Origin of the sequence: Leptolyngbya sp. UWPOB_LEPTO1, from assembly GCF_017302695.1 — a bacterium.
Lineage (GTDB): Bacteria > Cyanobacteriota > Cyanobacteriia > Leptolyngbyales > Leptolyngbyaceae > Leptolyngbya > Leptolyngbya boryana.
The window spans coordinates 40,276-64,942 of sequence record NZ_JAFLCJ010000025.1 but is presented as its reverse complement, the minus strand read 5'-3'; the positions used below and the strand labels follow the sequence as shown (position 1 = coordinate 64,942).

Sequence of the window (24,667 nt, the reverse complement as noted above, 5' to 3'; positions counted from 1 at the left end):
GTGATTCAACATCCAGACATATCGAAAAAGTTCTGTTTGATTACTGTAAGAGCCAAAAAGCAATAGAACCTAGTGAATCACGGTTAGGGGAAAACCGAGGGGGCGATCGTAGAAAGAAGCCCAAAGATTCCACAACTAAAAGTGACGCATAAACACCCCCTGGAGCACTACTAGAACTAACTCAGAGATCCATTAATGCTTAATCAGCTACCCCTAGATCACTTACATGGCTCCAGGGGGTGTTTTTGACGGCAATTTTTAGCGATCGCTCACAAGGAATCTTTGAGCATTTCCTAATAGTTTCAAAGGGATTAGTTGACAAATTTATCAACGATTTAAGGTCAACAAATAAGTGTTTGACATATCAATAAGAAATGCTTATCATCGAAGTTAATGCAGCAATATCTAGATTGTCTCAAACAATTTTAGGAGTTAAAAGATGGCAAGACCGGGAAGATTTATCAACGCAAATTACGAGCGAATCACAGTCGCTTTCACATCAGCTGAGTACGATGCTTTGATCGCTAAAAAACCTCAGAATATGCCCGAAGCAACCTTTGTGAGACAGGCAGCTTTTGAGCGTTTGGGAATTGATCCTAAGACGGTAAATCAAACCGCTCAAGCAGCTTAGAGAAAGGCACAGAGAACCTATTAGGAATTCTCAAAAGCCCCAAAAGTCACTTTTTGATTTGTTGCAAAATCAAAACCCCCTGGAGATTCGAGAGGCTCCAGGGGGTGAACAAAAAATAATTTTCAGGTCGTGTGTGTCTGTTTTTCATAACCCCCTAAGAAGCTGCAATTTCCTAGGGATTCACTTTCAAATAAAGGAGCGAACCGATGAAAGAGATCGAACAGGATTTGTTTTCTCAATCTACTGAAGCCAACGAATCAATCAACAATCAAGCCGACAATTTAACCAACGAATCAACCAACAATTCAATAGCTAAATCAATCAACATTTCGAGATTAACAAAAATGACAACACATTGCAAGAAATCCGATCAAGATCATCAAGCGTTTAAGGGAACTCAACCCGACTTCGATTTGGGTGAACATCATCCAAGTTCTGGTAAAACCTTCAGTATGTCCAGTATTAAGGTAAATCGAAAAGCTTGGAAATCTGGAGAACTTGCCCCTAAACCCGTTGAGGTTGTCTCTGAAGCCGTTGCGATCGCTGAAGTTGTCATTGAGTCTGTAGAGAGTGCTTCTGAGGATGTTGAGGACATCTTTGAGCCTATTGAAGATGATGAGCCTGTAGAGAGCATTTCTAACACTTCACCACGATCAGCTTTAATTGGTTCTATCGAGTGGGTAGAAAGCTTTGATAGTTCCTCTGAAGATGTTCCAGGGGAGTTGATCAAGGTTGCGAAATCCTTGGAGCTTGGTCAGGTCTGCATTCCTTGCTATGCGAAGCTTGAAACGGGTCAAAAGCCACCAGTTAAGGAAGTTGCACTAACTTGGAAGACAGAGCAATACACCCCCCTGGAGCTTGCACAGTTCCCCTCGATGGAAATTCTAAGCGTCCGCTTGGGTAAAGAGTTCGCGGTTCAAGATATTGATGGCTTGAGCGCTCTGAACCGTTTGACGGGTTTAGTGGAAACCCTCTCTCCAGAAACCCGTGAAGCGGTCGAAAACACCCTCTGGACATCCAGCGATCGCCAAACCCGCTTTGGTATTTGGTGGCGGGTTCCCGAAAAGTACCAGGGGGTTCTACAGTTCAAATCAACCCCAACAGGTGACCAAGAACAGCTTGAATTTCGCACAGGAGATCACTATCAAGCAGTTGCAGGCATTCACCCTGGATCTGGGATGTATTGGAGCAATGGTGTTTCGACAATTGCGGAAATGCCAGAGGAGCTTTGTGAGTTGTGGCTGGGTGTTCAAGGTAGCGATCGCAAGAGTTCTAAGGCTTATGAGGAGCCTAAAAAAGCTGTTGAAATCAACACAACCGATTTTCAACTGGCAGTGGTTCAACAGCTTCTAGGATTCTTAGAAACCCTGGAATCTGATGAGATTGACACTGATGACTATCATCTCTGGCTGAGAGTCGGGATGATCATTCACTCAGTTGATGAGTCTGAGAAGGGTTTGCAAATTTGGGATGAGTGGTCTCAGAAATCCCCCAAATACGAACCAGGAACCTGTGAGAAAAAGTGGGCTTCTTTTGATTCTGAGGGTGACAAGTTATCGATTGGGACGCTTTACTTCTGGCTCCAAAAAGAATCTGAGAAAATTGCTGATCCTGTGAAGCGTTCTGAGTTCCAGGGGGGTATCGAGAAGATCAAAGAAAACTTCTCGAAAAAATGGACGATCGAAAGCACCCCCAGGGCGATCGCAGAATTCAAAGAATCGGGTCTAGAAGGTCAAAGCTTAGACTTGGCAATGCAGCGGTTGGCTGTAGATGCTTATGGGAGTGCTTCTGAGTACAATCTGAACCGACTCTGGGATCTCTACACTCAAGAAGAAATCTCTGAGGAAGAAAAGCAATCAGCGCAAAACCTTATCGAGCGCTTTCGGGTACTCCAAAACTTCAAACTAGATGTTCTAGATATTGTTGGCGATACTACCTTGGGTCAAACAATCCATGAAGCTGCGATCGCTCAAAACTTAGACCCCGCTTACATGCTCCAAAGTTTTCTCACAGCGTACTCTAGTGTTTTACCCAAGCGCACTAAATACCAAGTGAACCATGCAAAGCTCACACCCCCGCATCTATACACTTTGTTTATTGCGGTTGCTTCAGACGGTAAAGACACCTACACAGAGCCATTCACTAAACCCCTGGAAGATCTCACGATTATCGAGAGAAACACCTACACAAAAGCTCTAGAGGAGTGGAAGAAAAAGCTAGAGATTTGGAAGAAAAAGAAACCAGATGTTCAGCGGGAAGAATACAAACTAGCGATCGGTTCAGTTGCCAGAGACATTGATGAAGACATATCAGAAGTCGATATGCAGGAAATCTGTTGCCCTGAACCTACACCCGCTCAAATTCGTGCGATCGTTGAGTTCACCCCTGAACGTGCTAGATCACTCTCCGGGGAGCAAACAGATTTTGGGATTCTTGCTTGCCCTTCAGAGTTCAAAGAAATGGCAGTCAAAGGGGCTAAGCATAGCAAAAATGGAGGCTCTACAACTGATATGACTTGGGCTTTAGCCAACTATGACGGCAGAAGCACTCTGACAGATCTCCAGGGGGATAAGGAACGCAAAGCTGATTACTGGCAAGTTGGAATTTTATCAGCCATTCAGCCAGATGTCTTTAAGGGTCTATTTAATCCTGAAAAAGACTCTGACGGGCTAATTTCGAGATCAACTATCCTAGATTTGGATCAAGGGGTTGAATTCAGCGTGAATGAAGACCCAGACAACCTTGAATTCTTCGACTTTCAGCCACTACTCCTAGAGTGCTACAAAGAAACCCAGGAGATTTTTCAGCCCCCTGCTCAAGGCTCCCCAGATATTGTTTACAAGCCAACCAAAGAAGCAAAAAGCCTATGGAATGATTTCCACCGTGAATGCTTTGATTTGGCTAGACCGCTCCGGGAAACCGTTCAAGGTGCTTACTCATGGTTTCGCAGACATCCTGTAAGGGTTGCAAGAATCGCTTTCACCCTTCACTGCTTTCTTATTCAGCAAGGGGTGATCGAAAAATCAGATCGGGTGTCTGATGAGACAATGGCGAAAGCGATCAAAATTGGTCACTGGCAGATCGCAAAATATCTAAAACTTGTCCCCCGTGCAGTGTTCAGCGAGTCCAATAATCCCGATAGAAACTTGATCGAGTTCTACAACGAACTTTTGAATAAGCTTCAAAGATCCCAAGGGTATGAGTTGGGGCAAGAGATTGCACTGAGATCAATCCGGGATAACTTCAGAAACCAATCAATGCTTGAGCGGTTTGGCTCCAAAGGACAAAAGAGACTTGATGAAGCGGGGTTGAACAAATGCTTAAACGCTTTGAGAGATCTAGGGTTGATCGAGTACCGCCCAAAAGGAAAGTCAACACTCGTCAAACTCATCAAGTAAACCATTTTTGATACTTCAAGATTCCAGGGGGTTCACCCCTGGTTTTTTATTGGGGCAACTCTCAAATTTATTGGGGCAAAACGCTGAAAGCCTTACAGTATATAGTTTCTAGCGATTATTGGGGCAACATTGGGGCAATTTTGGAAAATGGCTAGAACCCTTACAGCTTATAGGGTATAGCGATTATTGGGGCAAAATTGGGGCAATGCCTAAAAACGGCTGAAACGCAGTACTGGTAAGGCTTTCAGGCTCTATTGGGGCAAAAAATCGCCTTTTCTAAGACATTTAGACAGATTTGAATTTGCTCCAGGGGGGTGCTTTGAGGGTCTATAAATTCTGATTCATCTGTTTAAGTCTTCTTGAAATGTCTGAAAGCCTTACAGGATTATTGGTGCAGAAAAATAGAGAACAATAGTACTATATTAAAGTAGTACATATATATTAATAGATAATTCTTGCCCCACTATTAAAGGGGAACAGATTTAGAAAACTCCAACAAATAGAGACAACCCCCTGGAACTTGAAACACCCCGAAGGGGCACACCCACAGACCCAAAGAAATTTCAAAATGTCTTAGAAAAGGCGATTTTTTGCCCCAATAGAGCCTGAAACGCTTACCCCATAAGGCTTTCAGCCGTTTTTAGGCGTTGCCCCAGTTTTGCCCCAATAATCGCTATAACCCATAGAGTGTAAGAGTTCTAGCCATTTTCTAAAATTGCCCCAATGTTGCCCCAATAATGGCTGGAACGCTCGCATAGTAAGGCTTCTAGCGTTTTGCCCCAATAAATTCTAGAGTTGCCCCAATAATTTTTTGAGTTGCCCCAATGAACCACCCCCCTGGAGCTTGGAAGGAGTTATTCAAAATTAATCTGCTCAGTTCACCATCTCCTCAGAATTACGATATATTTGTACTATTGATGGGAATTATGATTGATGGTAGAGTTCGGATTTTCAAGATTTTTCAGATAATCCCGGATAGCGCTCAATGACATCTCAATCTTTCTTAACCAGTAGCGCAAATGCAGCCACATCTTTTGGGTTGGTAATTGAGTTTGAGAAGGCGAGTGAGAATCCTTCTAGGGTTTTTTCCGCATTGACTAAGCTAATCGAAGCCTGTAAAACCGTTGATGGTTATTTAATACAATCGATTCCTATAGAGGTAGAACCCGTCTTGCTTCTTGAAGACGTTCAGCAGGGTTCAATACGTGTCTGGTTAAAAAATGCTTTTAAGCTGCCTGATAACTTACCAACAAATAATATTGATCTCAATCTCCTGTCTAAATATTTGGCAAAAGCAAAATACTTCATAATTGACTTTTCAAATGGTCGAACAGAAGTAACAAATGTTGGACTCACAGATACACAGTTTAGGATTAATGAACTGCTACATGAAGTGAACCCTACTAGGGATATGCCTGTTTATACCGATATTAGTAAGAAAAATCTCCTAAACTCCTGTAAAGAGTTTCAGGAGGCAGTAAAGCCCCTAAGTTCTCAGGACAAAGCAAAAATGATTCTACCTGATGGGCAAGAAACTACTTTTAATTTAGTTTTTGATTTCTCCCCAGATTCGATAGAAAAGATCCTTACTGTTCAAACCATTAAAAATACTTCTACGATGATTCTCAAGATAAAAAAACCGGACTATCTAGGATCTTCCAAGTGGGAGTTCTATCAAGATAAGGTGATTGAAGTTAAGGTGTCTGACTTTGAGTGGATCACTCGATTTCGTAGAAGAGAGTTCCCATTAGCCCCTGGGGATTCTATAAAAGCAACTGTTGAAGTTACCTCGAACTACGATGCGGATAACAATTTGGTCTCAACAAAATATGAAATTCAAGAGGTTCTGAGCGTAGTTCCGGGTAGTTCCCCAACATCCCCAACATTATTTGATTTGGGTGAGTGACTCGCTTAAAGCCTTTTGCCGTACCTTTTTAGTGATACGTAAATCTTTTAATAGCCTTCTAAAGAGTTTTCCATTAAAACTACTGCTGGAAGTAATGAAATCTATTTGGTCTAAAACAGCTTTAATAAGATGTATCTTCTTCTCAGGGTGTATTGAATCGTCTTTTTGCTTTAGCGTAGTGATGTTCTGATAAATCAGATTTATCAGTGTAGCCTCTCTTAGTTGGTAGAAAATTACTGGCTCCTTTTTGGCGTATTCATAGCAACTAAAATCTGAGCCTAAAATATCTAGGATAGATACGCTTTGTGGATTATTCTCAGAAGCTCTGAGATACAGTCTCAAGCCTTCATAGATGCTTGTAATTTCCTTATATAAGCCTATTCTTATTTGCTTTTTCTTAACTTTCACCGAAAAGTGGTTTTTGATTGGTTCTGTGAATACAGCAGTGATAAACCCAAGCACAGCAGCGATTATAATTTTCCAATACTCTATGTTCATGAAATCGCTGATTATTTTCCAAGGCTCTATATTCATGAAACTGCTCATAAGACACTACAAACTTCTGTAGAGAGTTTTAACATCGTGTCAGTGTTTACCCTGATGGATTGAAAAAGATTTACACAATCTTCATACTTATGATCATTAAAGCGCACTGTATTCATTGCCCCTAGGGGCTTCTAAAGGATCTCTTGCGGTAGCCCAAAAAGTTCCAGGGGGTAAACAAAAACTAGGGGGTGGCAAAAGTCACTTTCTTGCACCCCCTGGAACCTTGCAGATCATTGCGATCGCTCCAGGGGGTTGTCTCAGTATTTTAGATGCAAGTCTTTCCAGTAAATCCAGGGTTTGACCCTAACACCGTTGATTGCCCTACAGAGACAAAAGCGACTCGATCCGCTCCCCCATAAGCTGAATAGACAGCTTTTCGGATTGTCTGAAAGCTTTCCATCGATAGCCCAGTATCAATGAAGTTTTCGTAACTGACCAAAGCAAGCCCCTGGGATGCAAAGATTCTCTGCTGAGACTCATTAGTAAGCATAACCCAATAAGATTGGCTCCCATCGGATTGTAAGACTTCTAGGGCTTTGCCCCCTGCAACAATACCATGAACTAGGATCGGGCAATTTGCGTTTAGTGTCGGGGTGTTAGGGGTAGCTTGAGGGGTGCTAGGGGCACTCTCTGAAGGTTCTACGGTAGGTTTACCAGATGGGATTGCTACGGGTGCGGTTTGGGAAACCTGAGACGGTTTAGAAGGGCTTAGAATTGCCCCTAGTCCCCCTAGAATGACCATGACAGGGAAACAAGCCCCTAGACAGATTAGAAACCATCTGGAATTGCGATCAGCGCGGGTTTGAGCACTGTTCGCCCAGTTGCTTAGAATTGTAAAAATTTCTTTGAGTGTGTCTTTCATGATTAGTGATTGCTCCAGGGGTTTTGCTTGGGTCTAGCGCTTCAGAACGTACCGATATTCAGGGCAAACAGAACTTAGCGCGATCACATCTACTGCTAGGTAGAAATCAAGTATTTCAAGCTGCCCTTGCCGATCAAGCTTTTGCATGGTGGTGAGCCGAATACTTGTTAAATTTTCCAAGGAGCCTTCAATTTTTGCAGCTTGGCAAGTCGAATCAATTGCGTCTGCGATCGCGTCTTCCCTGGCAAAGTATTTTGCGTAATAGCGTTTAGCAATTCTGCGAGTTTCAGCGATTTGATATCGATTGGCTTGAAACCCCCTGGTTTCTTGTGCAGAAATTGCGGGGGCTGTTAGACCGATTGCAAGGGCAGTTAAAGAGACAATTGATAGTTTGGTCTTCATTGTGATTAGTACTTTGTTTTAGTTTGTGGCTAGTTAGTCAAGAATTTGAGAGCCAGAATCAATTTACAAACCTTTTACCCTCGATCAGTTCAAAAATCTTCTGAGCACTTGCACCATAGATTTGATGTTGCCCTCCAGAGCACAGAATTAACCCCAGAAATGGTTCCGGTTTTCTCACAGGTAAATAGATGAAAATCTCGCTTTGGTCTAGGTTGATCCAGCGTATTTAAGCCTAATAAAGCCCTCATCTCCATTTACAGGGCATCCTAGAGAGATGTATTAGTTGCTCAACACCTAAAAAGTTACTTTTAGAATTCTGATCACACCTACCCCCCCCTGGAACTTTGAGAACCATTGCGATCTCTCTTGAAGTTCCAGGGGACGCTCTACCAGTTTCTTTTATATCCATGCAAGGCTGCAAACTGCTTTAGGGTAGCTCTTGTTACGCTCCCCCCCTGGGAATTGACCCAACTGTGATAAGCCTTGTGGATATCTTCACAGATAGCAATCAAGTTTTTCGGGTCAGTTGCTAGATCCGGTTGTTCACTAACACCTTCGATATGGTGAACGTGGCACTCTACACCTTGTCCAAATGGTTTCCCAGACAGTGCACAATGAGTCGCCTTATTTCTTACAGACTGCATGGCGCTGATCTTTTTCCGGTCTAATTCTTGCCCTGTCAATTGAGCATCCTTGAAGACTTCAGGGTTATTGGCTAACCAGGCTGAAATATAGGCTCTAGCTGCAAGGTATTGAGTCTTCTTCTTTGGACTCTCCTCACCGAGTTGTTCTAGAAGAATGTCTATCCCAATATGCTTTAGATACTGATCATCATTTTCCTGCCAAATGTACGGCTGAACGAATCTCAGGTGAGCTTTGATGATGTTCAAAGCGTTTTGCTTACTATGTGTTAGTAAAACACCATGCATTTCACTTGTAGGAAAATAGGCTTTTCCATCTCTTAGCTGCATCTTGGCAAAAAGGCTTTTGAATTTGTTTAGTTGCCCCGGACTTAGATCAGTCTCTATTTGAATAACGGAACTCACTTATCCAATCCCCCGTTGGATTTTACGAAGGTTCTGCCAACTTCATAGGCATTGATAAGGTTGTTCATTTGAGCTTCAGAACCCCCGTTGTCAGGGTGATAGCGTTTCGCTAAGCGATAATAACGGCGTTTGAGAACCGATTCAAAGTATGCCCAGTCATCTCTACCTGTATCTTCTGGCTCGTTTTCTAGCGCTTCAGGAGACTCGAAAACTTCATCAGACCCAACCCCCCGTGGATACACTAAGTCAGTTAGTAGTACGTCTAAATCACTTTTCGCTGCCGTTTTGGACAATTCTGATCGCAGTGCTTTAATTTCCGTTTCGAGCTTACGGATTTGTGCGTCTTTCTGAGACTCTGCATTTAATTTGTCACAGAGTTTCTGCCAACTTCCAGCCTTAATCTGGAAATGATCCTTAGCCTCAGAAAATTTCTTATATTTACTCTTCAGGTCTTCAACGGTATACATTTTTATGCCTAAACTCCTACATTTTGGGACAGTGCAATGTCTAAAAGCCAGTCAAAAATAACTAGACTTTGTATCTGAGGGAACAATTTCTGCTCTATCTTTCACAAATAACTACAGAAATTATTCCCATAACAAGGGGATCTCAAGAAGATTCTCTGAAGCTCCAGGGGGTATTATGATTCCCCTAATTCCCTCCCCCTAATTCGCGATCTCTTCTCCGGGGTTTGTGCTGATCGCCACGATCACTGGCGAAACCTCAAAAACGTTCAAAGGTTTCTCGAAACGGCTCCAGAAATCATTACTAAGCAACAGCGGGTCAGGTGTAGGGATTTGAGGGGTGTTATCAGAGGGTGTGATTGCTCCAGGGGTGATGCTGCTAAGGTCAATAATCGAAGCGTTACCCCCTGGAACCCATGAGGGGGTTGAAGGTTGATTTTTGGGTTTGAAAAACTCATCGGCAGCTTTTTGGATCTCAGGGTCGATCGGTGTGGTTGGAAAGAGTTCTTCCCCAGGGGGTAGAGTGGATTCAACTCGGGTCGCTGTACTCCAATCAAACGGTGTGGGAGTTCCTAAAGACTCCCACCAATTACCCGATGGTGGGGGAGTCTCCGGAGCAATTTCTAAAATCGACGGAAGCACTCTACAGAAAGGCTCAAGGTTTTGTTCTGAATCCTCAAAGCCCCCTGAAGTCACGTCAATTGGATTAGGGGATAGTGGGGTTTCTGTAGGAATGTATCCCCCCTGGTAATAATTTGGGATTGTGTTCGAGGGAATGTTTACAGGGTTATAGATTCCTCCAGGGGGTGGTGTGTGGTCTGGGGGAACCATAGCCCGTTGAGAATCTGCCTTCTCAAAAACTCTCCCCTGCAAGTCCATTTGGATCGTCACGAATTCTTTATCAGCTAAGTCAAAAGCTCTAAGACTCCCCCCTGGAGTTAATTGAACCCCTGGGTCATAAAGGCTTTTAGAAGCCAATTGCTGCATGGTGTAGGGCACGTAAACGCCATTTGTGAAACTCTTGTAAGCGCTCCCCAGGGCATAATCCGTAATGTCTTGAAATACAGCAGATCCAGGAATACTGTAAACCCCCTGGGAATCCATAGAGTAATTCTGAAAAGCCCTGGCAATGATCACCCGACCATCCTCATATTCAAACTTATAGTTCTGGGCATTGCGATCGGCTGTAGGAGTTCTTACGAGATCCCTAGAAACCATCCGACCATGTATAGGAGAATCTGAAAGGGTGAAATCAAAGGGGTTTCTGAAGTTACTTACAGTAATCTGTGGATCGATTAGAGATGCACTTCTGGAGTAACCTAAATCCGGTGTGAAACTGCTCATAAGACACTACAAACTCTGTAGAGCAGTTTTAACACCCTGTCAGTGTTTACCCTGAACTGTTGGGAACAGGTTCATACAATCTTCATACTGATAAAGAATCGTTAGGGGGCGTTGTATTCAGTATTCTCTAGAACTTTCAAGCAATGACAAGACACTCTGATAAGGCTGCAGGGGGAGTATCTTTGATTACCCTAGATTCCCATCGAGATCCTCAACCTCCCTGAATTTTTCGGAGCGGCGGGATTTGAACCCTCGATCCCTACTACCCCAAAAACTTTTGATAATTTGTCGCGCTTTCGACAAAGGAGTATACAAATTTGTTTACAGTGTGTTATTGTGAGAACCGCGACTCAGAAATTTGGTAGAAATTTGGTAGAAATGCCTTTCGACCGAACTTTAAGAGCGGTAGAAACAGTTTGCAGGTCTTTCAAGAATTGACCGCAAAGAGTATCGGGGCGTAGCGCAGCTTGGTAGCGCACTACTTTGGGGTAGTAGGGGTCGTGGGTTCAAATCCCGCCGCTCCGATTAGATGAAAGCCAGTCATTGACTGGCTTTCATTGTTTCAAGACATCTAAGAATTAGTGGTATGTGTGCTGGGAGTTTTGTTCGTTCTAGCACGCTTTGATGCGGTTTCCACCGGGATCGTGGTATATGATTTGGTATACCAATTAATCCATGAATTGAGCCGTATACCAGGAATGGCAAAGGACAAGGTTGAAATCAGGATTGAAGACATGCGCGGGAATTTGCGCCTGCGGTGGACGCATGAGCGTAAACGGTATTGTTTAAGTTTGGGTCTTCAAGATAACGCTACAAATCGCGCTCTGGCACAAATGAAAGTAGCGGATATTGAGCAGGATATCAAATACGGAATGTTCGATCCAACGCTGTTTAAGTACCGCTCAGGAAAACATGGCAACACACCAATCAAGGTCTATGAACTTTTTGAGAGACATATTGAGTTCAAGAGCAAAAAACTCGCTAAGCAGTCTCTAGACAAGTATTACGGAACACTCAGCAATCTTAAGACTTACTTCCGAGAACGCTATGCAGGAAATTTAACAGAATCCGACTGTGAGAAATTTAAATCTTGGTTATCAGAGAAACTTGCACCAATCACCTTAAAGCAATATCTAAGTGCAATAAAATCTGCCTGGGAATGGGCGATCGCTCGAAAAATGATTACTGAGAACCCTTGGGTCGAGATCGTTAAAAACCTTCCACGAGGAAAAGTGAAAAAGCCCCAGCCTTTTACGGTTGAGGAGGTTCAGCGAATCATCCAGCATTTCAGAACGCATCCAGAATATAGCTATTATGCAGATTACGCAGAATTTCTTCTTTGTACTGGATGCCGAATTGAGGAAGCGATCGCGTTGACTTGGGGTGATGTGACAGAAGACTGTTCCCAAATCTGGTTTGGCAAAGCCTACAACCGTGGGGATTTACGACAAATTAAGGCAGGGGAAGCAGGGTTTGTCCCGCTCAGTAAGAGTCTTCAGCAAATGCTTTTAAGAAGACGTGCGATCAATGTAAAACCAGAATCGCTCATCTTTCCATCGCCTCGAAAGGGCGGATATATGGATAATGCAAATTTCCGAAACCGAGCTTGGAAAACTGTTCTAAGCGAGTTGACCATTCCCTACCGCAAACCAAACACCTCTCGTCATACCCTCATCAGCTACTGGTTGAAACAAGGTGAAGATCCTGCTACAGTTGCGAAGTACACGCGTACGTCTCTCAAAATGATTTTTGAGCACTATGGTCACTATATTCCGAGCAAGGCGACTTTACCGGATATCTTAGGCGAGATTCTTCCTCCTACCTCTGGTGGGGACGGCTCCGGGGTGTAGTTCCTGAAACCGCTGGATTGCAGTCATATGCAAATCTGGATCCTTCTGGCATTTCGCTGTCAGCCATACTTCAATCATCCGCTTATTGAATGTGACTTTACCTTTGGGAATCGGTTGGAAATAGTGAACACCATTAATCCACATGAATGGGTCACCCTTGAGTCCAATTTGCTCCCACATTGCAGTGGTTCCCCAATCTAGGTATGACAGCAGTTGCTCTTGACTGATAACTTCGATTAACTCAAAAAATTTGTGTTCAGTCGTCATGATTTCGATTCGCCTTGTATTCTGCGTAAAGATTTAGTTCTTTCTCTGCGAGGTGCAGCAGTTTCGCCGTCCCCGGTCTACGTGCAATCGCGTCAATCTTCCGATGACAACGCATCCGCAACTTGTTTAGGTCAATAGACTTCTTGTGTGAATGGCAAATTAGGAAGTTCAAATTATTAGAAATTCGTGCCAAAAATCGATAAATCGATTCATGCAAAAAGTCTAATGTGTTCAGTTTTAGAAGTCTCAGGTAACACTTGGCTCACGCCATACCTCCTGAGGTAATCCAATGGTAAGTAGTGCAGCGATAAATCGCCTGCGGTATTTCCATACGATCGCTTTCCAGATTCTTCTAAATCCGTTCGTTCCTAGGTCTTCAAAGAATTCGGAGACGGCTTCTAAAACCTGTTCGGGGTTGGTTGCCTCGTCGATCGCTATTGGCAAAACTTCTGCGATTACAGCTTCTGCTGGCTCAAGCTGTGATCGATATTTCTCAATATCTTCTACGGGCTCACCAAGAAGTAAATCGCGCCAATATTTCCAACCGCCACGAGCATCGAACCACTTACTAACAAATCCTTGAGTGACTCCTGCAAGCTGAGCGATCAGCGCTTGGGTGAGTTTCTTTCCGTTTCGTGCAACTTCTACGATCGCCTCAAACACTGATTTAGCAATCCGTTGTGACTTCGGAGCTGCTTGATAGGAGATGTCGATCGCTTCGATTTGCTCAGCTTCAAAGGGCATTGAATCTTCGTTCACCCAATAAATCGAGAATTGCTTATGGCGATATTTCGGTCGCTCGCTTCTCTGCCGTCCCGCCAACTGCTTGATTTCGGCATCAACTCGATATTGATAATACTGCTCGAAAGTGAAGTCAGGATTAGGTAGGCAAGCATATTCGTCCTCGATCGCGCCCTGATTCGGCTTAGGTAATCCGTGAACGATTAGTACCGGAGAACCTTCGATTTCATTGGAGCCTCTCGAGTTGGATAAATGGCGGATTTTAGCCTCAAATCTATCTACACTCTTGTAATCAGCAATTTGAATGTTGTGGGTAGCCTCTCTTGCTTTAACGCCTTCATGCAGCATTGCCAAGCGTTCATTTGTGGACTCAGCGCGATTTTTCGTGCAGCGTCCGAAGCCAATCACTTGATAGTGCTTCAAATTGTGGGATTCTTCCTGCTCAAGTTCACAGATAAGTATGTCCTCAATTCCCAGAGAGGCTTTAATGACCTGTTCCTTGACAGTCGCGTCCAAAAACAGATTCAATGATGCTGCTTTAATGAGTTGACTTACACGCTCATCCGGCAGTGTAACCGTGATTTCTCCTTCGTGAATTCTGAAGTTCCCTACCCCTTGCTGTGGAAAGAACAAGATGTTCAGAATGTGCCAGAGAGCTTGTGTAGGAGCCTTCTCAAGACAATTCAGCGCTTCGTCTCGACGCTCACCTTGAAGCTTTCTAGTGTTGCTTTTTGCCCTCTCATAACGCTCTGAGAATTCGGCTTCTGCGGCTGTGGCATCAACGAACTCGACTTGTAATTGCTCTCTTCTCTCCGTCAACTTCCAATATTCTCGGATCTTTGTCTGTAATCCTTGAGTCTGCCTCATTAGGCGAAAAGACGGATCATCAATGCGAGGAATGTCTGTTGGTAACTCATGCGTAAGTACTGCAATTTTGCGATCGCGGTCTTCAATCTTCCGAAATAGTGACTCGATACGATTCTGTGCGGCATCTCGCTCCTTTCTCAGTCCAGAGTTGTCAGATGATTCAGTTTTGATAAGCTCCGAAAGACTTGGGCAAAGAATTGGGCGAAGCTGCTCAAGAATAGTTGCTCGTTCTCCCTCTGAGAGCCGCAGGTCTAATGCTTCTATGAAATGTCTCGCAACTGTCCCCCAATGCTCGGACGGCGTACTCATCTCGCTGGAGAGAAGCTTGCGAATTGAAAGCAGTTGAGTATAAATCTTCGGCGCTTCCGACTCGATCTTCCACCATTCAGTGTTCAGTTCTTGCGCTGTTGTCTTGCGAGTTATAACCTTTAGTTGCGCTGAAATTTCCTCCCAAACCATTGCAATGTGATTGGGAATATTTCCTGGAACCGATTGAGAATTGAGCCGTAAACGGCTTTCTTGCATCGCTTGCCGACGTTGATATCGAAATCCGTAGCCTTCGCCCTCATGGTTAGCACACTGAGAGCCTTTCTCCCCCGGTAAAGGGATATTGAACGGGCATTTCTGACAGATAGCGTTATTTTTTGCCTCCATATCAGCATCAAAACCCTTCTGACTAGCAAGCAGAAATAGATGGGCGTTCTGACAGTTGCCCCTACCAGATCTGTCGAACACAGGTTTCATCACTGGGTATTCCGTCGGAGTTGTTTTCTCCGTTGCCTGCATACCGTGGTTTCTTACAGGCAGTGCCTTGAAGTTTGCTTCGATCGTCTTAGTCGCAGGATTTCTGGATTCGTTTGTCAGATACCAGGTCGATGCTTCGCCTCCAAACTCGAACCGCTCAGGCTCTAGCAATCCCGCGTAGTGGGATTTCCCACTCCCAGTTCCAGATTGATCGAGAACGTGCTTCCAACCCTTTTCAGCAGCCTCGTAAACCAATATGTTGCGATCCCTCATTGTTTCGAGCGTGAACACCGGAAGCTTAACGCCCTGCTGGTATTTTGGCAGGAAACCGGGAACATAGCGCTGCTTCTCTGCAGTGCTCGATGCAATTTCAGGAGCGCGATTGCGAATCTTCTGCCGCTTATCCACGCGGATTTTGTTGCAAAATCCTTTGAAACGATTCAGATTACGTTCTCTTTCTTCTGCTTCCTCAGCACGATCTTGATCTCGATCTGCCCTGAGATACGCTTGGTAGCTAGGATCGTCGATCGGATCGTACTTCTTGAAAGTTTTGTTTGACTTCGGGTATTGCCAACCATGTTTTTCAGCCAGCCAGAAGATAGTTCTATAGGTAATACCGCTCTCATGTCCACGTAGGAAAGATCGCACCTTCTTGTCAACATTCCAGGTTGTCCCTAGGATAGACGGGCTCCAGCTTTCAGCGATCGCAACCGCACCAGTACCGTAGTAAGAGGTTAATCCTGCGATGACATCCCGGCATTCATCATAATTACCAGAGCCTGGCATCCGAGGTGGGATATAGCTCAGCGCATTACGGATAAGTGTGTCGATGTTCCAACCTTCCGATTGAGCCAATGACTCGAATTCGGCTTGTCGCTTCTGCTGCTCAATAATTCGCTGTTGTCTTGCCTGCTTTTCGGCTTCTCCAAGCGAGATAGCACGTTCCATCCAATTTGGCGGTAGCACAGCTTGTGGCTGAATTAAGGGGAATTCCGCTTCTGTAGAGCCGTAGAACACTCGCGAGGCATCTTTACAAGATGGATCGTGCGGCAACTGTTCCATAAGCAAGCGCACCATCGATTCATAGATATCGATATCGCTAACGTACTCAGGAAGTACAAAAATTAGGCGAAATTTATGCCAGACTGGGCGGTGTGAAGCTGTTGTGTAGATGAGGGCACAATGTTTCTGGATGAATGGGTGTGCCAGCGCTTCATCCAACGTCAATTGATGCTCGTAACCCCTGACTGTTTTGCTATCGGCATCCTTGCCGCTCTGCCCATCGGCATCCTTCAGAATCGCGGAATTATCAATGTCGATCAGAATCCAAGAGGAGCCAGCAAAGTTCGACTTGGAGCGCCACTTTCCATTCAGTAGCCCCGCGCATAGAGCATGACCTTGCTGAACTTCGTCGATGACGCGATAGATATCGCCTTCAACATCTCGAAAGTTGCCTGCAAGCTTCTTGTAATCCCAATCTTTGTTTCTTCCAGAGCGGTTGACTGCAAATTTGAACTGCCGTTGTGACTCTAATTGATCCAACGCAGGTGTGACCTGACCTTCAATCTCTAAGGGCTGCTGCCGTGTTTGGTGCTTGCGCTCGTGCTGCAACTGGCAACACCGAGACCCAGTAAGAATCATAATGTCCTCCCTACCGAGAAGTGCGAGTCAATAAAGCCCGCTTGTTCACCGCCCAAACCCTTTTTTGAGGCAGGTTTGAAAGTTGCTGTTTTGTGCTTGCGGTAGTTGCCGCATGATCAATATGAAGAAGTGCTGGTGCTTCCGGTTGCCATCTCGTTATATGGCAAAGGGATTGAGCGAGAACTTGCTCTTGGTTTCTCTTACTGAAAAACCGGGGGGGAGATGCTACACTTAGATTAAATGTTGGCATAGTTTTTTTTGGAATACCCGATTCGGTGCCTTGGGTGGAACTTCGACACTGATCGGTGGGACAGTGAGAGACCCTAGCTCACGCTAAGGTCTTTTGCCGTATAAAGTGTCTGAGGTTAAACAGCCTGAAACTTTTACACAGCTTGGATTACGTCTCATCTTTTATAGGAATGAGTTGTTCTCTTCCTATGTTCAGAATTGCAGAAAAAAAAGGGCGGAACCGAGCGCAGAGTTAACTTAATATTTCTTTACATCCTTTTCGGTGGGATGCGCTCTCGCTGGTTTTGTTTGCGAATTGGCTGGAAGTTCTTGCCTCGCACTTGTTCGCGATTCCAAGCTGTGCAAGCTGAAAGGTAGGGCTTGAAATATTGGCGATCAAAGGTTGTGTCCCGCTCGGCATACTCTCTCGCTGCAGTTTCGACAACGGTATCGAAGCGAAACAGCAACTTGTCTAAGCCCTGGGATGTTTGTGTTTCTAAGGGGCTGTCAAATGCGTTTAACGCATGAATTTCTTCTATTCGGCTGTCATAGAACCGGTTCTTCGGCGTGTGCATATCGAGGCTGTAGAGCCGCTGGCGACAACAAGCAACCTCAGCTAGGAGCCACGGCAGTTCAGGGCTCGGGAAGATGTCTGGCGATAGTTGACGCTCATCGACGAGCTTGCGAATCATCTGATAGCGCAGTTCTGCAATTCTTGCGCGTGGTTCATAGCTTTTCCAACCCTGATCAAGGATGGACTTGAGCGGTTCTGACCTCTTTTCCCAAAAAAGTAACCATCCAGCAATCCCAATCCAATAATTGCTTTCGTGAGCCACTTCGGGTTCGGTAACATCAGAGGGCATATGGTGCCGCAGAGGATGTGGAAGTGTTGCCAGTAACCGATAGGCTTGTCTTCTTGAGAGATAAGCAAGCGACCGCAGTGCTGTCAAACGATTAATTTCAGGTATGGGTGTATGGTGCAACAGCGCAAGAAGAACAGCACGCTCCTTGGTCTGGCACTTTGCCCAATCGGAGCCGAACGCTTGTAATAACGCCTTATAACCTTCAATGCCGACTTCATGCAGGGTTTGGCGCTTGATTTTCCGCTTGTCTTCTGGTGTGATAGTCAGAATGTTTTGCAGAAATTTTCGTGGTTCCGCTTGACTCATATTTGCCTCACTTCTAGCGATTGGGAGAAGTCCAGGAAGGCGAAGTGCTAGCTCTAACAAGTTGAGATTGTGTAAAAAATCTAGCTCCCAGAATCCTGAAATTAATGATGCTAGGAGAGATTGCTGTCATGCTTTGCCTCCAAATCCTCTGGAATGTACTCCAGCAGATCGTAGGGGCTTACTCTCTCATTGATTTTTGAAAGTCGAGTAATTCCAACACAAATCTGCTCAAGCCTGTTTCCGTCAATTCGAGGCATTACCTCAGCTTTCCGTAGACTTGAGACAGCATTATCACTAACACCTAAATAGTCAGCAAGATCTTTAGCTTGGACGCGATGTCTAGCCATTACCTCGCTGAGCCTCCAACGTATCAAGGTTTGGGTCATGTAACTCAATACCTTAACTTTACTACTAGAAGTGTAGCACGGATTATTCACATTTAAGCTGTATTAATACAAATTAAACTTTGATAATTTTCGGCTTCAAGCTTGACTAATACAAGTTAGGCTTGTAAAAATAAGGCGTGAGAAGAAACAAACTTCTCTAAATCAAAAGCCGCCGAACCCCAGATTTTTCAGGTCAGAAGGGTAAGGCGGCGCAACCACTAAGATAGGTTTGAAACAATCATGACACAACTTCTAAGCTCGATCGGACGTGCAAAGGCTAAACAGCTCAAAATTGATGCTTATCGTGTATCTGGTCGGATTGAAGCCGAAACCGATTTAATCTTCTACGGCTCCAATCATCCCCGCCTGAATCGCTGCAATCCTGCGAATCTCTCGCCTATCGAAAAAAAGTCGAAAGGATATCGTGATGGCTTTGCTGGTGTGTCTTCAGCCGCGCTTTCTCAAGATCCGCACTATTCAAGCGGTTGGAATGTAGGATACGCCGATCACCAAATTTACCTTCTCCAGCAGGACGGCTTAAGCATCGTCTTTGGTGATCCCGACCTCGACAAAGTTCTCACAGGCTTGTCCGTTTGGCAGGCAAAAGCAATCGGAGGTGAAACCGTTGAGATTCGCTATTTCGCTACCGAACAGCGCTATGTGCTCTGCACTTCTATTTCACTCCTAGATCGAGAACTCGATTTCTAATTTCCCAAAGTCTTGCTGTGTCTCGGCAGATTCAGGTGCGAATCTGCCTTTCTTCTTCAAATTCAACGGCTGCGGAATTTCAATGAAAAGAGACCTTCAGCCACTCATGCGCCAGCCAATCGAAGGGACGGACAGTCCTCATCAATTCTTTGAAAAATCAAGAACGCGATCGAACTCATCAATTCCGAGCTCGCTGCTGCGTTGGATGAATTGATTCTCAGCTAGGAAGCGCTGAGATCACCAACTGCCACTCTTGCATTCCCAGGAATTGGCGAAATGTGAGGCAATCGCATTCCGCAGTTCCATCCAGATCCGACCCAATGTTCAATGCTCAGCGGAGAGCAATTCTGGGACGGCTGGATTCGCGTGTGCATTGGATGAGTGGATCGAAAATTCGAGACCTGACGCTGCCAACCTTTTTGTGGTTTCTACACGCACGACTGCCCAAATCTTGCAATCCGCTCCTAAAGGGTATGAACAGACCGAACCTCTCGGAAGTGGCAATCCTGATTGCCCTCCGCGACCTGGAACTTCTTGACGCGCAGACCTACTGTGATCGCTGGCACGGACTTGATCACCTATCGGACTTAGACCAACTGCAAGCTAGATCAAAATATGGCTATCGAGCTAAGTGTGTGCGGCTCCTCTCCGCAGTCCTGCGCGTGAAAGAGAGCACCGTCACGACTTGGGGAGAACACTTCGAGCGGATGCCAGACCACTACAAACCTGCTCTACTCTATGCCGATGTGCTCCGCCAGACCCTCAGCGCCTCTAACCAGAGTGGCTGGCTCGATCTATACCTCAATCCGCAGGGTCAACAACATTAGTCGTTGGATTCCCAACGACTTTCTAGTTTAGAGCCGTCCAAAATGCTGGGCAGTTTTTTATTGTGTTGATAGTCCAACGCTTGGACTGTGATTCTAACCCTATCTTTTCCAACCCTTGGAACCCCTGGAAGTATGCCGACTGTTGAAGTGACTGCGATCAATGGCTGCCCGGTTCTGAATGTTACACAAGCCCGTCAGTGTCTCGGAATTCAGAGTCCAACCACCTTTAACGCGGATCGCGAGGTGTTCAACTTGCAGCAGGTTCATCACTTCACTCAAGCTGATCTCGTCCAGTTATTCACGTTGCGGCTCTGGCTACAGGCTCGTCCTGGCGTCAATAGTCGTGAGAGCTTCAAGCGTTTCTATCGTCAGCCCGCCCTCCTGAAAATCAAATTCGAGCAGTGGGGCATCCAGCTCGATGAGCGCATCCAACACTTCAAAGAGAGCCTTGACTCATGATCACCCTCGCTCAACTCGAAGCCGAATATGGTGCGGAAGCACTTCTAGAAGCGGCTTCCAATCTCAAGATCGATCTTCAAGATGCTTACAACCCGGATGAGGAACAGCTTTTAGCGCTTGTCTCTGAGATCCAAAAGCTGACCACTTCTGCCACTTCCAGCACTTCTACTGCTGCTGGAAGCGGTGCAAAATCTGATGACCAGAATCTGGAAGTGCGGCGATCTCAGTCGAAAGCGACAGCAAAACGGCTCAATCAGCAGAAAGAATCGCAAGGGGCGATGGTGCAGGCACAACGAGAAGCAGCCCAGACCATCATTACGACCGAGCGGAAAAACGCCTCGCAACTTGCGAACCTTGCGAATCGCGAGTTCACCAAGTCCTTTCTCGAAACGCGAGCGCAAGGGCTAACCGATTTTGCCACTAGCTATCTCGATACGACCGACATTTTCTCGGAAGTGACTGACCAAGCATTCTTAAACGACGAAGGTGAGCCTGACCCTTTCGAGAATACGGGCAGCTTCAATCTGCGCTCGTTCATCACGCCAGAGTTCAAGGAGCCATCGCCGCTCAGCTCGAACTAAAAGCCGAACGGCGAATGTTTTTTGGCTTTTCTACCGGAGCCACGATTGGCACTGTCGTCGCCCTGCTCACAAACGCCCCAATCTTCGTCTGGATGTTGGGGATGGCTGGGGCACTCATCTATCGAGATGTGAAATCATGCAACAGATCAAGCAGACCCGAATTCACCGCTTCTCGTTTGAAACCTACGCCGCGCTCGGAGCCGCGATCGTAGTTCTAATTGGCGTCATCCTTCAGCGAATGGGCAGTGTTCCCAAGCCATCGCCCAAACCGCAGACTCAACCCTCGATCGAAACGGTTCTCTATCAAGCTGAAGCCAAACGACTTTTAGCCGAAGCCTTTGAACAAAATCAAACCCGTGGCACTGGATGCTATCAGCGCGGAACGGATTGCGTTTTAGCCAAGATGAGGCGCGAAGCGATCGCTCAACTCGAAGCAAATTATGCGAGCAATTCCAGCGAAGCGTTAGCCGCCTATATCCGGCTTAGGGCAATTAATACGATTCCAACGCTGCAACAGTTGCCCGAATTAGACGCGCTCGAGCAATTCATCCACACTCAACGGAGGGCGAAATGATCGACCTCAAAGAATCGCCCGATCAAGTCGAAATCAAGATCGAGCAGCTCCCGAATCGCAATGTTATCTCGTATGTGGGCAGCGAGGCTGGCTTCTATACCGTGGCAGATGCGATCCGCGCGATTCCGCAGCCCAGAGATACGACCGCTGACATGATGGTGAGAACGATCGCGATTCTCTCCACCTTGGTTGGCGTGCTGTATCTCACCTATTTCTCTTTCATTACAACTGGAGACAACCATGAAATCCACCGCGATCGTCCCGTTCAAACAAAATAACTCAGCCCTCACCCGCCGTCCTCAATCCCAACGACGTGGGATTCACTCGAATGTTCTACCGCCTGCCGCAAATGTGGCAGGTGCAATTGATCGATACTTTGGAATCAATCTGAACGCGCTCGCCCAGATGAGTGATCAACAGTGGGCTGAATTTGCAGACCGCGCTCGCGAGATGAAACGACTGCGAGAAGTCCTCCCTATTCTGGATCGTCACTTCCAGGAACTGATCGAAGGTCAGCTCGAATACGAGCAATTTGTACAGAAGTTTCTCAAGCTGGGTGGAGCGGCAGCTCAGAAGATTGATAAAGGTATACTGGATGCCTATCTGTTGTCGCTCGGGTACAACAATCATCTCAAGCTGATGAGCCAGCAATCAGTACAAGGCTCTCAAAAGCTCAATGCTGAGTTTCAATCTGCCTTCAGTCTCAATGAGCTGGATTTTCAGACCTCACTCAAACTCGTGCAACTGCGCCGCCAAAATCGCGCTAAGCAAATCCGCGAGCGAGTCCCCAATTATCTCAAACAACAGCAGATTTCAGAGCAGCAACGGCGCGTGAGCCAACAGCGTAAAGAGCTGCTCACAAACGGGACTCAATCGCAGCGCGGTGGCTTCTTCGGTCGAATTGGTAGTTTCTTCAGCGGATGGTAATCGATGCTTCCTCCCTTCTTTAACGACTACGAATCCCATTACTTTTACCACCCGGATCAGACCGAGGAAGAAGACACGCTGATCGCGGTGCTCGCCATCTGTCAATCGGGCGAGTGTTTCTCACTCCTGCTGTTTCTTGCATTTCTAGCTCGATTGTTTCCAGCCTTGACCATGTTCTATTGGCTCATGTTATCGGTTGCGATTGTCAGCTTTGCGATCGCCTTCCTCTCGAGCCGCCGCTTACGATTCCTCTTCCTATTCCTGGCAACTTTTGCATCCGTTCTGGCGGGTCACTGGGATGGATTACAGCTCTGGATTGAGTCTTTCAAACAATGAACAATCGCCGCACCAAAATTACGATCAGCTTGATTGCTGGCTTTATCTTTACAGGCATTGCGACAACTGGACACTTACACGGCAAGTTTGTGAGTTGCTCGGGTGGGCAGTGTTCTGCTATCCCAGACTATCAAGCCCCTGAGGCTGCCGAAGGATTGGAGTATCAACCGGGATGGGCGATCATCAAAGTTCCTGCTGCCCTGCTCGCGGTCGTTGCTTTTGCTTATGCCTGGGCGCAAGCCGAGCAGCTCAAGCTCGATCGCGACAAGGCAGCAATCCGACGAAAAGCGGAGCTAGGCGCTTACGGTGCAGCAGCTCAGATGCAGGCAGCCGAGCAATACTACGAGGAATTCGCCCCCTACCTGGAAGTGGATGCAGCAGAAGTGTCAGACTCATCCACAAACCCATCGAACGACGATGGCAAAACGATTGCCCAGGTGCAAGGCTCGCCCGAATCAACATCAGCTCCGGTTGCAACCGCAACTCAGCCATTTGCCTGGCGTGAGAACTTTTTGGAGTATCCCGCCTTGATCTATGGCGGAATGGGAGCTGGGAAGAGTTGGACCGTACGAGATATTGTGAGGCTCAAAGTCGAGCACGGTCATCAAGTCGTGGTTCTCGATCCTCATGCCGCTTCACGGGAATGGCAAGGGGTGCAACATATTGGCGCAGGCATGAACTATCGTGCGATCGGTGAATATCTCGATCGCTATCTCCACGAAATCGCAAAGCGTTATCAAGATTTCAATCAGAGCAATTTGAGCGAGGAAACCTGGCAAGCTCAACTCCGGGCTAGAGGCGAAGTGATCAGTGTTGTCTGCGAAGAGATGACGAATTGGGCAGATCGCGTCAATACCATCATGAAGCGCGATATTACAGGAGAATTCTTCAAGTGTGGCATGTCGGATTCGCGCAAGGTTCTGATGCCGCCCTTGTTTGTGGCGCACGATCGCACCCTGAGCTGTTTGGGCGATGCGAAAGGATTGGCGAAGCTGAGAGATGCAGCCTTGATGGAACTCGAACTGATTCCGAAGATCGACCCCAGCACAAAAAAGCCGGTTGCCAGTGGTCAAGGATGGCTGAAACTGCCAGGACACAAGGAGCGCCTCGGGATTCAATTACCTCCTCAGTCTCAAAAGATCACTACCTTTACGGCTCCCCCCACTCTGAGCAATTCATCTGCGGTTGAGGAGAGTGATTTGTGGGAGAGGGCGAAGCAGCGATTGCAGCAGGCTTGGAAGCTTCCGCCTGTCGAGCGGGATGCTCCCGCAGTTTTTACTCCCTCTGATCTGGAACGAACCTCAGCACTGGTGAATGCGCTCCAGCTGCTGATGAAGTTCGATCGCATCGATGCGGCAAAGCAGATCAAATCGATGCTGGAGGATGAACCGAATCATGCATTGTGGATTGCCCTCAAGTCCCTGGGGTTAGGTGTAACAGCTGCCAGTCGAGAGGTGTTTGGGTTCGGGTCGGGCGGCAGTAACTTTCAGAACAAGGCTAAGCCTTGGTATGCGGCGCTAGAGAGACAGTTTGGGCAAATCAAAGAGTGACAGAGATTTAGTTCCTCACTGTTACCACAATAGAAGAAAAACTGGATGGCAGTTTGATTCTTAGATGAGTAGTGCGAGGGCTAAACGAGGTTAAACGAACGATGGGTTCTGTTTTATGGCAAGGGTGCAAGGGTGTTAGCGCCACCTGAGTTGGTGGAGATGATAAGAGCAGAAATTATTGGAATGAATGAGCAATATTTGGAGAGCTAGAGC

24 protein-coding genes and 1 tRNA gene are annotated in these 24,667 nt (G+C 46.2%); 15 read left to right on the top strand and 10 right to left on the bottom strand.

The annotated features are described in order from the left end of the window. Nucleotides 1-439: 439 nt before the first annotated feature. The 3 genes from J0L70_RS26805 (at nt 440) to J0L70_RS26795 (ending at nt 5,935) form a co-directional block, all read left to right on the top strand. The gene (locus tag J0L70_RS26805; protein WP_287456516.1) at nt 440-631 is read left to right on the top strand and encodes a hypothetical protein; all 192 of its coding nucleotides are present in this window, start codon (nt 440-442) and stop codon (nt 629-631) included. Nucleotides 632-975: 344 nt separating this feature from the next. Further along, on the top strand, nt 976-4,029 hold the full coding sequence (locus J0L70_RS26800; RefSeq protein WP_287456515.1) for a DUF3987 domain-containing protein: 3,054 nt from the start codon (nt 976-978) through the stop codon (nt 4,027-4,029). A 985-nt stretch (nt 4,030-5,014) separates the two neighbouring features. Then, the gene (locus J0L70_RS26795) at nt 5,015-5,935 is read left to right on the top strand and encodes an LAPAL motif-containing putative phage structural protein (RefSeq protein WP_190650863.1); all 921 of its coding nucleotides are present in this window, start codon (nt 5,015-5,017) and stop codon (nt 5,933-5,935) included. Here the strand turns inward: J0L70_RS26795 and J0L70_RS26790 are convergent. The 6 genes from J0L70_RS26790 to J0L70_RS26765 form a co-directional block, all read right to left on the bottom strand. Further along, entirely contained in the window at nt 5,915-6,469 is a 555-nt protein-coding gene (locus J0L70_RS26790; RefSeq protein WP_190650865.1) for a hypothetical protein, read from the bottom strand. The genes J0L70_RS26795 and J0L70_RS26790 overlap by 21 nt on opposite strands. 277 nt (nt 6,470-6,746) lie before the next feature. After that, nucleotides 6,747-7,343 carry a hypothetical protein gene (locus tag J0L70_RS26785; RefSeq protein WP_287456514.1) on the bottom strand — a complete coding sequence of 199 codons (597 nt, stop codon included), beginning with the start codon at nt 7,341-7,343 and terminating at the stop codon, nt 6,747-6,749. A 33-nt stretch (nt 7,344-7,376) separates the two neighbouring features. Next, a complete protein-coding gene (locus tag J0L70_RS26780) occupies nt 7,377-7,745 on the bottom strand; it encodes a hypothetical protein (protein WP_287456513.1) in 369 nt (122 codons plus the stop codon). Between the two features lie 386 nt (nt 7,746-8,131). After that, complete coding sequence (locus J0L70_RS26775; RefSeq protein ID WP_287456512.1) at nt 8,132-8,791, bottom strand: HNH endonuclease; 660 nt, start codon at nt 8,789-8,791, stop codon at nt 8,132-8,134. Next, the gene (locus tag J0L70_RS26770; RefSeq protein WP_287456511.1) at nt 8,788-9,258 is read right to left on the bottom strand and encodes a J domain-containing protein; all 471 of its coding nucleotides are present in this window, start codon (nt 9,256-9,258) and stop codon (nt 8,788-8,790) included. Before J0L70_RS26770 ends, J0L70_RS26775 begins: the two co-directional genes overlap by 4 nt. A 198-nt stretch (nt 9,259-9,456) precedes the next feature. Next, a complete protein-coding gene (locus tag J0L70_RS26765) occupies nt 9,457-10,599 on the bottom strand; it encodes a hypothetical protein (RefSeq protein ID WP_287456510.1) in 1,143 nt (380 codons plus the stop codon). 451 nt (nt 10,600-11,050) lie between these two features. Here J0L70_RS26765 and J0L70_RS26760 point away from each other — a divergent pair. Further along, nucleotides 11,051-11,124 (top strand) — tRNA-Pro (locus tag J0L70_RS26760). Between the two features lie 77 nt (nt 11,125-11,201). Next, nucleotides 11,202-12,449 (top strand): tyrosine-type recombinase/integrase, encoded by a 1,248-nt coding sequence (locus tag J0L70_RS26755; RefSeq protein WP_287456509.1) that lies wholly within the window; start codon nt 11,202-11,204, stop codon nt 12,447-12,449. On the opposite strand, the gene J0L70_RS26750 is transcribed toward J0L70_RS26755, so the two are convergent. The 4 genes from J0L70_RS26750 to J0L70_RS32030 form a co-directional block, all read right to left on the bottom strand. Beyond that, a complete protein-coding gene (locus tag J0L70_RS26750) occupies nt 12,399-12,716 on the bottom strand; it encodes a hypothetical protein (RefSeq protein WP_287456508.1) in 318 nt (105 codons plus the stop codon). The two genes, J0L70_RS26755 and J0L70_RS26750, sit on opposite strands and share 51 nt — an antisense overlap. Nucleotides 12,717-12,962: 246 nt before the next feature. Further along, complete coding sequence (locus J0L70_RS26745; protein ID WP_287456507.1) at nt 12,963-16,709, bottom strand: PriCT-2 domain-containing protein; 3,747 nt, start codon at nt 16,707-16,709, stop codon at nt 12,963-12,965. Nucleotides 16,710-17,206: 497 nt separating this feature from the next. Then, the gene (locus tag J0L70_RS26740) at nt 17,207-18,106 is read right to left on the bottom strand and encodes a hypothetical protein (RefSeq protein WP_287456506.1); all 900 of its coding nucleotides are present in this window, start codon (nt 18,104-18,106) and stop codon (nt 17,207-17,209) included. 110 nt (nt 18,107-18,216) lie between these two features. Then, entirely contained in the window at nt 18,217-18,492 is a 276-nt protein-coding gene (locus J0L70_RS32030; RefSeq protein WP_353736665.1) for a helix-turn-helix domain-containing protein, read from the bottom strand. A gap of 240 nt (nt 18,493-18,732) precedes the next feature. Between J0L70_RS32030 and J0L70_RS26735 the strand changes: the two genes are divergently transcribed. The 10 genes from J0L70_RS26735 (at nt 18,733) to J0L70_RS32160 (ending at nt 24,664) form a co-directional block, all read left to right on the top strand. Next, nucleotides 18,733-19,200 carry a hypothetical protein gene (locus J0L70_RS26735; protein WP_287456505.1) on the top strand — a complete coding sequence of 156 codons (468 nt, stop codon included), beginning with the start codon at nt 18,733-18,735 and terminating at the stop codon, nt 19,198-19,200. 473 nt (nt 19,201-19,673) lie between these two features. After that, the gene (locus tag J0L70_RS26730; protein WP_287456504.1) at nt 19,674-20,027 is read left to right on the top strand and encodes a hypothetical protein; all 354 of its coding nucleotides are present in this window, start codon (nt 19,674-19,676) and stop codon (nt 20,025-20,027) included. A 132-nt stretch (nt 20,028-20,159) separates the two neighbouring features. After that, the gene (locus J0L70_RS26725) at nt 20,160-20,486 is read left to right on the top strand and encodes a hypothetical protein (RefSeq protein WP_287456503.1); all 327 of its coding nucleotides are present in this window, start codon (nt 20,160-20,162) and stop codon (nt 20,484-20,486) included. Then, nucleotides 20,483-21,067 carry a hypothetical protein gene (locus J0L70_RS26720; protein ID WP_287456502.1) on the top strand — a complete coding sequence of 195 codons (585 nt, stop codon included), beginning with the start codon at nt 20,483-20,485 and terminating at the stop codon, nt 21,065-21,067. Before J0L70_RS26725 ends, J0L70_RS26720 begins: the two co-directional genes overlap by 4 nt. A 136-nt stretch (nt 21,068-21,203) precedes the next feature. Further along, nucleotides 21,204-21,641 (top strand): hypothetical protein, encoded by a 438-nt coding sequence (locus J0L70_RS26715; RefSeq protein ID WP_287456501.1) that lies wholly within the window; start codon nt 21,204-21,206, stop codon nt 21,639-21,641. Beyond that, on the top strand, nt 21,638-21,919 hold the full coding sequence (locus tag J0L70_RS26710) for a hypothetical protein (RefSeq protein ID WP_287456500.1): 282 nt from the start codon (nt 21,638-21,640) through the stop codon (nt 21,917-21,919). Before J0L70_RS26715 ends, J0L70_RS26710 begins: the two co-directional genes overlap by 4 nt. Next, the gene (locus J0L70_RS26705; RefSeq protein ID WP_287456499.1) at nt 21,882-22,568 is read left to right on the top strand and encodes a hypothetical protein; all 687 of its coding nucleotides are present in this window, start codon (nt 21,882-21,884) and stop codon (nt 22,566-22,568) included. Before J0L70_RS26710 ends, J0L70_RS26705 begins: the two co-directional genes overlap by 38 nt. 3 nt (nt 22,569-22,571) lie before the next feature. Then, on the top strand, nt 22,572-22,904 hold the full coding sequence (locus tag J0L70_RS26700) for a hypothetical protein (RefSeq protein WP_287456498.1): 333 nt from the start codon (nt 22,572-22,574) through the stop codon (nt 22,902-22,904). After that, the gene (locus J0L70_RS26695; RefSeq protein ID WP_287456497.1) at nt 22,901-24,454 is read left to right on the top strand and encodes a hypothetical protein; all 1,554 of its coding nucleotides are present in this window, start codon (nt 22,901-22,903) and stop codon (nt 24,452-24,454) included. Before J0L70_RS26700 ends, J0L70_RS26695 begins: the two co-directional genes overlap by 4 nt. A 132-nt stretch (nt 24,455-24,586) precedes the next feature. Next, on the top strand, nt 24,587-24,664 hold the full coding sequence (locus tag J0L70_RS32160) for a hypothetical protein (protein WP_502711033.1): 78 nt from the start codon (nt 24,587-24,589) through the stop codon (nt 24,662-24,664). Nucleotides 24,665-24,667 lie beyond the last annotated feature (3 nt).

Coding starts and splice junctions, on each gene's coding strand:
- J0L70_RS26765 (WP_287456510.1), bottom strand. CDS start 10,599: ATGAGCAGTTTCACACCGGATTTAGGTTACTCCAGAAGTGCATCTCTA.
- J0L70_RS26805 (WP_287456516.1), top strand. CDS start 440: ATGGCAAGACCGGGAAGATTTATCAACGCAAATTACGAGCGAATCACA.
- J0L70_RS26695 (WP_287456497.1), top strand. CDS start 22,901: ATGAACAATCGCCGCACCAAAATTACGATCAGCTTGATTGCTGGCTTT.
- J0L70_RS26715 (WP_287456501.1), top strand. CDS start 21,204: ATGCAACAGATCAAGCAGACCCGAATTCACCGCTTCTCGTTTGAAACC.
- J0L70_RS26720 (WP_287456502.1), top strand. CDS start 20,483: ATGATCACCCTCGCTCAACTCGAAGCCGAATATGGTGCGGAAGCACTT.
- J0L70_RS32030 (WP_353736665.1), bottom strand. CDS start 18,492: ATGACCCAAACCTTGATACGTTGGAGGCTCAGCGAGGTAATGGCTAGA.
- J0L70_RS26750 (WP_287456508.1), bottom strand. CDS start 12,716: ATGACGACTGAACACAAATTTTTTGAGTTAATCGAAGTTATCAGTCAA.
- J0L70_RS26725 (WP_287456503.1), top strand. CDS start 20,160: ATGCCGACTGTTGAAGTGACTGCGATCAATGGCTGCCCGGTTCTGAAT.
- J0L70_RS26795 (WP_190650863.1), top strand. CDS start 5,015: ATGACATCTCAATCTTTCTTAACCAGTAGCGCAAATGCAGCCACATCT.
- J0L70_RS26790 (WP_190650865.1), bottom strand. CDS start 6,469: ATGAATATAGAGCCTTGGAAAATAATCAGCGATTTCATGAACATAGAG.
- J0L70_RS26800 (WP_287456515.1), top strand. CDS start 976: ATGACAACACATTGCAAGAAATCCGATCAAGATCATCAAGCGTTTAAG.
- J0L70_RS26700 (WP_287456498.1), top strand. CDS start 22,572: ATGCTTCCTCCCTTCTTTAACGACTACGAATCCCATTACTTTTACCAC.
- J0L70_RS26735 (WP_287456505.1), top strand. CDS start 18,733: ATGACACAACTTCTAAGCTCGATCGGACGTGCAAAGGCTAAACAGCTC.
- J0L70_RS26705 (WP_287456499.1), top strand. CDS start 21,882: ATGAAATCCACCGCGATCGTCCCGTTCAAACAAAATAACTCAGCCCTC.
- J0L70_RS26785 (WP_287456514.1), bottom strand. CDS start 7,343: ATGAAAGACACACTCAAAGAAATTTTTACAATTCTAAGCAACTGGGCG.
- J0L70_RS26710 (WP_287456500.1), top strand. CDS start 21,638: ATGATCGACCTCAAAGAATCGCCCGATCAAGTCGAAATCAAGATCGAG.
- J0L70_RS26730 (WP_287456504.1), top strand. CDS start 19,674: ATGAACAGACCGAACCTCTCGGAAGTGGCAATCCTGATTGCCCTCCGC.
- J0L70_RS26745 (WP_287456507.1), bottom strand. CDS start 16,709: ATGATTCTTACTGGGTCTCGGTGTTGCCAGTTGCAGCACGAGCGCAAG.
- J0L70_RS26780 (WP_287456513.1), bottom strand. CDS start 7,745: ATGAAGACCAAACTATCAATTGTCTCTTTAACTGCCCTTGCAATCGGT.
- J0L70_RS26740 (WP_287456506.1), bottom strand. CDS start 18,106: ATGAGTCAAGCGGAACCACGAAAATTTCTGCAAAACATTCTGACTATC.
- J0L70_RS26770 (WP_287456511.1), bottom strand. CDS start 9,258: ATGTATACCGTTGAAGACCTGAAGAGTAAATATAAGAAATTTTCTGAG.